6 protein-coding genes are annotated in these 10800 nt (G+C 66.2%); all 6 read right to left on the minus strand.

From position 1 onward, the window contains the following. On the minus strand, positions 1-482 hold a 482-nt coding region (locus ON39_RS29800; protein WP_040739336.1), incomplete at its 3' end, for a glycerophosphodiester phosphodiesterase family protein. An 84-nt stretch (positions 483-566) separates the two neighbouring features. Next, complete coding sequence (locus ON39_RS49095; RefSeq protein WP_157195532.1) at positions 567-704, minus strand: hypothetical protein; 138 nt, start codon at positions 702-704, stop codon at positions 567-569. 9 nt (positions 705-713) lie between these two features. Continuing rightward, the gene (locus ON39_RS29805; RefSeq protein WP_040739330.1) at positions 714-1748 is read right to left on the minus strand and encodes an alpha/beta fold hydrolase; all 1035 of its coding nucleotides are present in this window, start codon (positions 1746-1748) and stop codon (positions 714-716) included. A 262-nt stretch (positions 1749-2010) separates the two neighbouring features. After that, positions 2011-5964: a DNA-directed RNA polymerase subunit beta' gene (locus ON39_RS29810; protein ID WP_040739331.1), complete on the minus strand. Its 3954-nt coding sequence runs from the start codon at positions 5962-5964 to the stop codon at positions 2011-2013. A 128-nt stretch (positions 5965-6092) separates the two neighbouring features. Further along, positions 6093-9599, minus strand: a complete 3507-nt coding sequence (gene rpoB / locus ON39_RS29815; protein ID WP_040739332.1) for a DNA-directed RNA polymerase subunit beta — start codon at positions 9597-9599, stop codon at positions 6093-6095. 399 nt (positions 9600-9998) lie between these two features. Continuing rightward, positions 9999-10706, minus strand: a complete 708-nt coding sequence (locus ON39_RS29820; protein WP_040739334.1) for a hypothetical protein — start codon at positions 10704-10706, stop codon at positions 9999-10001. Positions 10707-10800: the final 94 nt, after the last annotated feature.

The following is a 10800-nucleotide window of genomic DNA, read 5'->3' on the forward strand; positions in this document are numbered from 1 at the left end:
ATCACCTCGTCGGCGCGATAGGCGTGCACCAGGTCGAAAACCTCTGAGAGCAAAGGCATTCGGGCGCCTGGCACGGTCCGCTGCTCGGGGAAGGCGGCCAATTGCTTGGAGCCACAATCGATGGTGCGCACCTGGGCCAGCGTCAGATCTCGAATGAACTTGGCGCCGGGCACATACGGGAACTCAGGGTCTCCGAAGAAGGCGGGGGCGGTGTCGACGCACTTGTCCGGACTCGGATCACGGTCGTGCGTGACCACCGGGAATCCGTCCTCGGTGATCTGCACGTCGAGCTCCAGCGTGCGCACCCCCAGCTCCAAGGCGTTCGAGAAGGCCGCCAGCGTGTTCTCCACCACGAGCGCCGCGCCGCCGCGATGCGCCTGAAGATCGAATGGCGCGGGCGGCCCGTCCGCCGCGGCCGCGCCCATGTTCAGCAGGCCGGCCAGCAGGGTCGCCGCGACGCTCACCGCATACGTTCGACGCATCCACCCATTGTGACCGCCACCGTCGACCCCGTGGTGACGACCGAATGAACTGCGAGCGGACTGCGGCATCGAACCACTGCGGTATCACTTCATGTCGATGCGCTTCTCATCGACCCGTCCGCTGCGGTCGTCGTCCCGATCACGCACGTCGTCCCAGACCGCGAGCGACACAACGCCGAGGAGCAACAGGGCGCCGAGCGCCACCGCGAGTGAATAGTTCACGGGCCGTGATCAGGCCAGGCCGCCGGGTTTGCCTAGTAGGTCGCTCAGGGCCGAGTCGATGAACTGGGTGTCCTCGGGATTCGAGCCGTGGCCGGCGAAGTGTCCCCAGATGCCGGGGATGACACGGAGTTCCGCGTTGGGGATGTGAGAGACGGCCCAGGCCTCGTCCTCCGGCGGGAAGTACAGGTCCTTCTCGGCGGGCAGGACCAGGGCGGTCGCCTTGATCGAGGCCAGCGCGGCCTCGGTGTCGCCGTCGAAGCCGGGCGTGCGGCCGACGTCGCCGTTCTGCCAGGTCCAGAGCATGGAGAGCAGATTGTTCGGGTCTCGGCCGTCGAGGAAGAAGCCCTCCCAGAACCCGATGAGGAAATCCTCGAGTGAGGTGTAGCCGAGCGTCTCGTACTCCTGCTCCCAGTAGAAGGCCTGTGAGAAGCCCCAGCCCGCGTAAACCCTTGCCATGGCGCGCAATCCGATGGTCGGCCAGTTCTCGCCGTACCAACCGCCCGCGAAGGCCGAGTCGGCGGTGAGAGCCGCCTTGACACCCTCCAGAAAGACCTTGTTGTGCAGGCTCGTTCGAGCCGAGCCGCAGAACGGGGCGATGCGCTCGACCATCTCCGGATGACTCACCGCCCACTGGTAGGTCTGCCCCGCGCCCATGGACCAGCCGGTGACCAGGGCGAGCCGCTCGATGCCGAATTTCTCTGTAACCAAACGATATTGGGCGGCTACCTGGTCGTAGACGGTGATGTCGGGGAAGCGCGCGCGATCGTAGGGCTGCAGGGTGTTGCTCGGCGAGCTGGACAGTCCGTTGCCGAGCATGTTCGGCACGATGATGAAATACTCCGCGGGATCGAGCGCCATGCCGGGCCCGATCAGCCACTCGTTGTCCCAATGTCGCCCCGAGTACCACGTCGGATAGACGATCGCGTTGCTCCGGTCGGCGTTGAGCTCCCCGTAGGTGGCGTACGCCAGGAAGGCCCCGCGCAGGGTGGCGCCATGCTGCGTGGTGAAGTCACCGAGATCGAAGATCTGGTGGTACTCGGACATCAACCGACTCGCTTTCGCAACGGACGTAACGGAATTCGGCGCTCTCAGCAGTGCCCCGCACCGCCGACACCTTCGATCGAAAATATTCTTACAGAAAATAAACCCCCGGAAATAAATTTCCCATCACTCTTTGGACACCCCGCACCACCCCGCGATCACCCCGGGCCACCAGCGCGGTGACACGGTGACGGATCCGGCCCGCCGACGCAAACGGCCCCCGCTCCGAATGGAGCGGGGGCCGAATATCTTGCGCGATAACGATTTAGCGGTAGTCGCTGAAACCGTAGTCGTCGAGCGGAACCGCAGCGCCGGTCGTCTGACCGAAGCTGTCCGGGCTGTAGTAGGTGTCGTCGTAGGACGGCACCGCGTACGCGGCGGCACGGGCCTCTTCGGTCGGCTGCACCTGGATGTTGCGGTAGCGGTTGATACCGGTACCGGCCGGGATCAGCTTGCCGATGATCACGTTCTCCTTGAGGCCGATGAGCTTGTCGGAGCGGCAGTTGATCGCCGCGTCCGTCAGGACTCGAGTGGTCTCCTGGAAGGACGCCGCCGACAGCCACGAATCCGTCGCGAGCGACGCCTTCGTGATACCCATCAGCACCGGGCGGCCGGCCGCGGGCTCGTTGCCCTCGGCCACGACGCGACGGTTGGAGGCCTCGAACTCGGACCGCTCGGTGAGCGAGCCGGGCAGGAACTCCGTGGCGCCCGAGTCGATGATCGTCACGCGACGCAGCATCTGGCGCACGATGACCTCGATGTGCTTGTCGTGGATCGACACACCCTGCGAGCGGTACACCTCCTGGACCTCGTGGACCAGGTGGATCTGCACCTGACGGGGACCCATGATGCGCAGCACCTCGTGCGGATCCGCCGCGCCCTCCAGCAGCTGCTGGCCGACCTCGACGTGATCGCCGTCGGCGAGCAGGCGCTCGGTGCCATCGTCGTGCTTGAAGACACGCAGACGCTGACGCTTCGAGAGCTTGTCGTAGACGACCTCTTCGCCACCGTCATCGGGGATGATGGTGATCTTGTAGAAGCGGTCGTCGTCCTCCATCCGCACACGGCCACTGACCTCGGCGATCGGAGCCTTGCCCTTCGGCACGCGGGCCTCGAACAGCTCCTGCACCCGCGGCAGACCGCCGGTGATGTCATCGCCCGCGACACCACCCTGGTGGAAGGTGCGCATGGTCAGCTGGGTACCGGGCTCACCGATGGACTGCGCGGCGACGATACCCACGGCCTCACCGATGTCGACCAGCTTGCCGGTGGCCATCGAGCGGCCGTAGCAGGTGGCGCAGACGCCGGTACCGGTGGTGCAGGTCAGCACGGAGCGGACCCTGACCTCGGTGATGCCGGCCTCGAGCAGCGCCTCGATGGCCGGGTCGCCGAGGTCGGCGCCCTTGGCGATCACGAGGTTGCCGTCGGCGTCCACCGCGTCCGAGGCGAGCGTGCGAGCGTACGCGGAGGTCTCCACGTGCGCGTCGCGGATCAGCGTGCCGTCCGCCTGCTTGTCGGCGATGTGCACGATGATGCCGCGCTCGGTGGCGCAGTCGTGCTCGCGCACGATCACGTCCTGCGAGACGTCCACCAGACGACGGGTCAGGTAACCCGAGTCGGCGGTGCGAAGCGCGGTGTCGGCCAGACCCTTACGAGCACCGTGGGTGTTGATGAAGTACTCGAGCACGGTCAGGCCCTCACGGAACGAGGACTTGATCGGGCGCGGGATGAACTCACCCTTCGGGTTCGTCACCAGGCCCTTCATACCGGCGAGGGTACGGGTCTGGGTGAAGTTACCCGTGGCGCCCGACTCGACGATCGTGATGATCGGGTTGTCCGGCGGGTAGTGCGCGCGCAGCGCCGTACCGACCTCTTCGGTGGCCTCCTGCCAGATCTTGACCAGGGCGTTGTTGCGCTCCTGGTGATCGAGCGCACCACGCTGGTACTTCTTCTCGATCTGATCGGCGAGCGTCTCGTAGCGCTCCATGATCTCGGTCTTCTCCGGCGGCACCAGCACGTCGGACATGGAGACCGTCACGCCGGAACGGGTGGCCCAGTAGAAGCCCGCGTCCTTCAGCTTGTCGACGGTCTGCGCGACCACGATCATCGGGTAACGCTCGGCGAGATCGTTGATGATCGTCGCCTGACGCTTCTTCGGCATCTGCTCGTTGATGAACGCGTAGTCCGCCGGGAGCAGCTCGTTGAACAGCACGCGACCGAGGGTGGTCTCGGCGATCCACGCGTCGCCGCGGTTCCAGCCCTCGGGGAACAGCTGCGCCTCGATGTCCTTCGGCGGCCGCTGGTGGGTGAGCCGGACCTTGATCCGCGAACGCACGGTGAGCTCACCGCGGTCCACCGCCATCTGCGCCTCGGCGGGCGAGGAGTAGACGCCGAACTCGGCCTGGTCCTTGTCCGCCGGCTTGTACTCGCCCTTCGCGCCCTCTTCGAGGCGGGTCAGGTAGTACAGGCCGGTCACCATGTCGAGACGAGGCATAGCCAAAGGCCGTCCCGACGCCGGCGACAGGATGTTGTTCGAGGACAGCATCAGGATGCGCGCCTCGGCCTGCGCCTCCGCGGACAGCGGGAGGTGCACGGCCATCTGGTCACCGTCGAAGTCGGCGTTGAACGCCTCACAGACGAGCGGGTGCAGCTGGATCGCCTTGCCCTCGACGAGCTGCGGCTCGAACGCCTGGATGCCGAGGCGGTGCAGGGTGGGCGCGCGGTTCAGCAGCACCGGGTGCTCGGCGATGACCTCTTCGAGGACATCCCACACCTGGGGACGCTGACGCTCGACCATCCGCTTGGCGGACTTGATGTTCTGCGCGTGGTTCAGGTCGACCAGTCGCTTCATCACGAACGGCTTGAACAGCTCCAGCGCCATCAGCTTGGGCAGACCACACTGGTGCAGCTTGAGCTGCGGGCCGACCACGATGACCGAACGGCCCGAGTAGTCGACGCGCTTGCCGAGCAGGTTCTGCCGGAAACGACCCTGCTTGCCCTTGAGCAGATCGCTCAGCGACTTCAGCGGGCGGTTACCCGGTCCGGTGACCGGGCGGCCGCGACGGCCGTTGTCGAACAGCGCGTCCACGGACTCCTGCAGCATCCGCTTCTCGTTGTTGACGATGATCTCGGGCGCGCCGAGGTCGATCAGTCGCTTGAGGCGGTTGTTGCGGTTGATCACGCGGCGGTACAGGTCGTTCAGGTCGGAGGTGGCGAAGCGGCCACCGTCGAGCTGAACCATCGGACGCAGCTCCGGCGGGATCACCGGAACGGCGTCGAGCACCATGCCCATCGGCGAGTTGCCGTTGGTCTGGAAGGCCGCGACGACCTTGAGCCGCTTGAGCGCGCGCAGCTTCTTCTGGCCCTTGCCGCTGCGGATGGTCTCCCGCAGGCTCTCGGCCTCGGCGTCGATGTCGAAGTTCTCCATCAGCTTCTGGATGGACTCCGCACCCATGGCGCCGGTGAAGTACTCGCCGTAGCGGTCGATCAGCTCGCGGTAGAGCACCTCGTCGACGATGAGCTGCTTCGGCGCGAGCTTGGTGAAGGTGGTCCAGATCTCGTCGAGCCGGTCCAGCTCGCGCTGGGCCCGATCGCGCAGCTGACGCATCTCGCGCTCGCCGCCGTCCTTGACCTTGCGGCGGACGTCGGACTTGGCGCCCTCCGCCTCGAGCTCGGCCAGGTCGGCCTCGAGCTTCTGCGCCCTGGCCTCGAGGTCGGCGTCGCGCTGGTCGGCGACCGCCTTCTTCTCGACCTCCATCTCGGCCTCGAGGGTGCTGAGCTCGTTGTGGCGCAGCTCCTCGTCGACGGCGACGATGACGTAGGCGGCGAAGTAGATGATCTTTTCCAGATCCTTCGGCGCCAGGTCGAGCAGGTACCCGAGGCGCGACGGCACGCCCTTGAAGTACCAGATGTGGGTGACCGGGGCGGCCAGCTCGATGTGGCCCATCCGCTCACGACGCACCTTGGCGCGAGTCACCTCGACGCCACAGCGCTCACAGATGATGCCCTTGAAGCGGACGCGCTTGTACTTACCGCAGTAGCACTCCCAGTCCCGGGTGGGGCCGAAGATCTTCTCGCAGAACAGGCCGTCCTTCTCCGGCTTGAGCGTGCGGTAGTTGATGGTCTCCGGCTTCTTCACCTCGCCGAAGGACCACTGGCGGATGTCGTCCGCGGTGGCAAGGCCGATCCGGAGTTCATCGAAGAAGTTGACGTCTAGCACGTAACTTCCTTTCCCCTGTTCGGGTCGAATTCGAGCAAAAAGTTCACTAGTTGGTGGAACGCGGGGCCGGATGTCGCGCGTGATCCGCAAGCAATCGCTGTGCGGCGCAACGACACCCGGCCGACCGCCTAGTTCGCCAGATCGTCGACGGTGGCTGCTTCGTTCCTGGACAGGTTGATGCCCAGGTTCGCGGCAGCGCGCTCCAGATCCTCGTCGTCGCCGTCGCGCATCTCGATCGCGGCGCCGTCGGAGGACAGCACCTCGACGTTGAGGCACAGCGACTGGAGTTCCTTGAGGAGCACCTTGAACGACTCCGGAATGCCCGGCTCCGGAATGTTCTCGCCCTTGACGATCGCCTCGTAGACCTTGACGCGGCCGACCACGTCGTCGGACTTGATCGTCAGCAGTTCCTGCAGCGTGTAGGCCGCGCCGTAGGCCTGCATGGCCCAGCACTCCATCTCGCCGAAACGCTGACCACCGAACTGCGCCTTACCACCGAGCGGCTGCTGGGTGATCATCGAGTACGGGCCGGTCGAGCGGGCGTGGATCTTGTCGTCGACCAGGTGGTGCAGCTTCAGGATGTACATGTAGCCGACCGCGACCGGGTAGGGGAACGGCTCGCCGGAGCGACCGTCGAACAGCGTCGCCTTGCCGTTGTCGTCGACCATGCGCTCACCGTCGCGGTTCGGCAGGGTCGAGGCGAGCAGACCGGTCAGCTCCTCCTCGCGGGCGCCGTCGAACACCGGGGTGGCGATGTTCGAGTTCGACGGGGCCGCCAGCATCTCCTCCGGCAGCGCCTTGGCCCAGTCGGGGCGATCCCCGTCCGCGCCGACGCCGACGTCCCAGCCCGCCTTGCCGATCCACCCGAGGTGGGTCTCCAAGATCTGGCCGATGTTCATACGACGCGGCACGCCGTGGGTGTTGAGGATGATGTCGACCGGGGTGCCGTCCGGCATGAACGGCATGTCCTCGGTCGGCAGGATCTTGCCGATGACACCCTTGTTGCCGTGGCGGCCGGCGAGCTTGTCGCCGTCCTGGATCTTGCGCTTCTGCGCCACATACACGCGCACCAGCTCGTTCACGCCGGGGGGCAGATCGTCGTCGTCCTCGCGCGAGAACACGCGGATGCCGATGACCTTGCCGGACTCGCCGTGCGGCACCTTGAGCGAGGTGTCGCGCACCTCGCGCGCCTTCTCACCGAAGATGGCCCGCAGCAGCCGCTCCTCCGGGGTCAGCTCGGTCTCGCCCTTCGGGGTGACCTTGCCGACCAGGATGTCGCCGTCGCGAACCTCCGCGCCGATGCGCACGATGCCGCGCTCGTCGAGGTCGGCGAGGACCTCGTCGGAGACGTTCGGGATGTCCCGGGTGATCTCCTCGGCACCGAGCTTGGTGTCGCGGGCGTCGATCTCGTGCTCCTCGATGTGGATCGAGGTGAGGACGTCCTCCTCCACGAGGCGCTGCGACAGGATGATCGCGTCCTCGTAGTTGTGGCCCTCCCACGGCATGATCGCGACGAGCAAATTCTTGCCCAGCGCCATCTCACCGTTCTGGGTGCACGGACCGTCGGCGAGCACCTGGCCCACCTCGACCCGCTGGCTCTCGTCCACGATCGGCCGCTGGTTCGCGCAGGTGCCCTGGTTCGAGCGGGCGAACTTGCGCATCCGGTAACTCTTGCGAGTCCCGTCGTCGGCCATCACGGTGACGTAGTCGGCGGAGACCTCCTCGACCACGCCGGCCTTCTCGTTCACCACGACGTCACCGGCGTCGACGGCGGCGCGCAGCTCCATGCCGGTGCCCACGACGGGAGCCTCGGAACGGATCAGCGGCACGGCCTGGCGCTGCATGTTCGCACCCATCAGGGCGCGGTTGGCGTCGTCGTGCTCGAGGAACGGGATCATGGCCGTCGCGACCGACACCATCTGGCGCGGCGAGACGTCCATGTAGTCGACCTCTTCGGCGGCGACGAGCTCGTTCTCCTCGTTGCCGCGGCGGCAGAGCACGCGGTCCTCGATGAACCGGCCCTCGGCGTCGACCGGCGAGTTGGCCTGCGCGCGAACGTGCCGGTCCTCCTCGTCGGCGGTGAGGTACTTGACCTCGTCGGTCACCCGGCCGTCGACCACCTTCCGGTACGGCGTCTCGATGAAGCCGAAGGGGTTGACCCGCGCGTACACCGACAGCGAACCGATCAGGCCGATGTTCGGGCCTTCCGGGGTCTCGATCGGGCACATGCGGCCGTAGTGCGAGGTGTGCACGTCGCGCACTTCCAGGCCGGCGCGCTCACGGGACAGACCGCCGGGGCCCAGCGCCGAGAGGCGGCGCTTGTGGGTCAGGCCCGAGAGCGGGTTGTTCTGGTCCATGAACTGCGACAGCTGCGAAGTTCCGAAGAACTCCTTGATCGCGGCGACCACCGGGCGGATGTTGATCAGGGTCTGCGGCGTGATCGCCTCGACGTCCTGGGTCGTCATCCGCTCGCGCACCACGCGCTCCATGCGGGAGAGGCCGACCCGGATCTGGTTCTGGATCAGCTCGCCGACGGTGCGCAGGCGACGGTTGCCGAAGTGGTCGATGTCGTCGACGTCGACCGGCACCTCTTCGCCGCCGGGCGCGGTCATCACCCGGTCGCCCGCGTGCAGGCGGACCAGGTACTCGATCGTGGTGACGATGTCTTCCTTGGTGAGCACCGATCCGGTGACCTGCTCACCGAGGTGGATGCCCAGCTTCTTGTTGATCTTGTAGCGACCGACGCGCGCCAGGTCGTAGCGCTTCTCCTTGAAGAACAGGTTCTCCAGCAGGGTCTGCGCGGACTCCTTGGTCGGCGGCTCGCCCGGACGCAGCTTGCGGTAGATGTCCAGCAGCGCCTCGTCCTGACCGGCGGTGTTGTCCTTCTCCAGCGTCGACATCATGATCTCGGAGAAGCCGAAACGCTCGACGATCTCCTCGTTCGTCCAGCCGAGCGCCTTGAGCAGCACGGTGACCGGCTGACGGCGCTTGCGGTCGATGCGGACGCCGACGGTGTCGCGCTTGTCGATGTCGAACTCGAGCCACGCGCCACGCGACGGAATGACGCGCACGCTGTGCAGGTCCTTCTCGGTGGTCTTGTCGACGGAGTGGTCGAAGTAGACGCCCGGCGAGCGGACGAGCTGGGAGACGACGACGCGTTCGGTGCCGTTGATGATGAAGGTGCCCTTGTCGGTCATCATCGGGAAATCTCCCATGAAGACCGTCTGGCTCTTGATCTCACCGGTGTTGTTGTTGATGAACTCCGCGGTGACGAACAGCGGCGCCGCGTAGGTCATGTCCTTGTCTTTGCACTCGTCGATCGAGGCCTTGACCTCTTCGAACCGAGGATCAGAGAAAGACAGGGACATCGAGCCGGAGAAGTCCTCGATCGGCGAGAGCTCCTCGAGCACCTCCTCGAGTCCCCCGACTAGCCCGACATCGCCGCGAAGGGCGACCTTTTCACGCCATGACGGCGAACCGATCAACCATGCAAAAGAGTCCGTCTGTAGATCGAGAAGTCCGGGCACCTCCAAGGGTTCACGGATCTTCGCGAAAGACACCCGCAACGGGGCTCCGGGGATTCCGGCAACTGCCTTGGTCTGGGTGGAGACTGCCAAGATGCGTCCTTCCAGCACCTCACGCGCGTCGCGTGGTGGTCCGCGACCGTCGCTTGTCTGCTACGAATTCCGCTGGTCACTACCCGAACGAAACCCGAACAGGCAACAACGGAAGTAACACCGGAAGGGTGGAACTTACGTGTGCAAATCGAGGTATGGACAGGAGGCAGCCAGCGCAACGTCCAACCGTACACCAACCGTCACGGGGGTGTCAACCTACCACCCGTGCGCACATTCACGTGGCTGCCGCGCCGTGTCCGAATCGCTGGCTGCGTCGAGGACGACGGGGCGTAATGGAGCCACTGTGACAGCTGCCGCTGTTGTGAATAGCGTGACGGCTCCGGCGAAACTCGTCAAGTAGGCGCCGACTCCGCGCCGCCGACCAGGGCGAGCGAGATGCCCTGAGCCGCTGCACAATCACTGGTCGACGATGTCGCTGGCCAGCCAGCGATCGCCCACCTTCTGCATGTGCAACACGATAGGTCCGGCCACGCTCTGCTGCGCGGCGCCGTTCTTCGTCGCGCTCACGACCAGGTTCACGAGCAGTTCGGCCCGATCGTCGGTGAGCAATGTCACGGCGATCGGATCGGCCTTGGCATCCGCGCTGGTCTGGGCCTGTTTCACGGCGGAGATGGTGGTGTCGGCGTACTTGTCCAGATCGGCGAGCATCTTGCCGGTGAGCACCTGCCGCGCGGCGTCGCGGTAGCCGTCGATGTTCTTCACGTCGTAGGCGTAGACGGTCTTCAACGCGTGATCGGCGGCCGCCCGCACCTCCTCGGTGGCCTTGTTGTCGACGAACGCCTTGTTCGAGTCGTCGACGCCGGGGCGCGACGCGGCGACGGCCGCGAACCCGCCGAGCAACAGCGCGGCGATCAGGCAGGCGGCGACGAGGGACCAGAACGAGCGGCCGGTGCGCGCCGAGCCGGAGCGGCGCGCGAACTTCATCCGCCGGCTCGCCGGCGTGCTAGAGACGGTCTGCGACTCCGGGCGGGCCGGCGCGGGGCGAGCGCCCGCCACCTTGGGTTTGCGAGTCGGCGCGGGACGCGATGCCGCGGCGCGGGGCTGCTGCTCGCCGGTGGGGCGGCGCTTGGAGGTGACCCGGTTGATCGGTTTGCGAGAGTTCATGGCTGGTCTCCTACGATCCCGGCTTGGGCGCGGCGGGCGGCTGGTCGGCGGGCGGCGACGGAGCCTGACCACCGTTCAGCAACACCGGCTGACT

This window comes from Nocardia tenerifensis NBRC 101015 (assembly GCF_000308715.1).
Classification (GTDB): Bacteria; Actinomycetota; Actinomycetes; order Mycobacteriales; family Mycobacteriaceae; genus Nocardia; species Nocardia tenerifensis.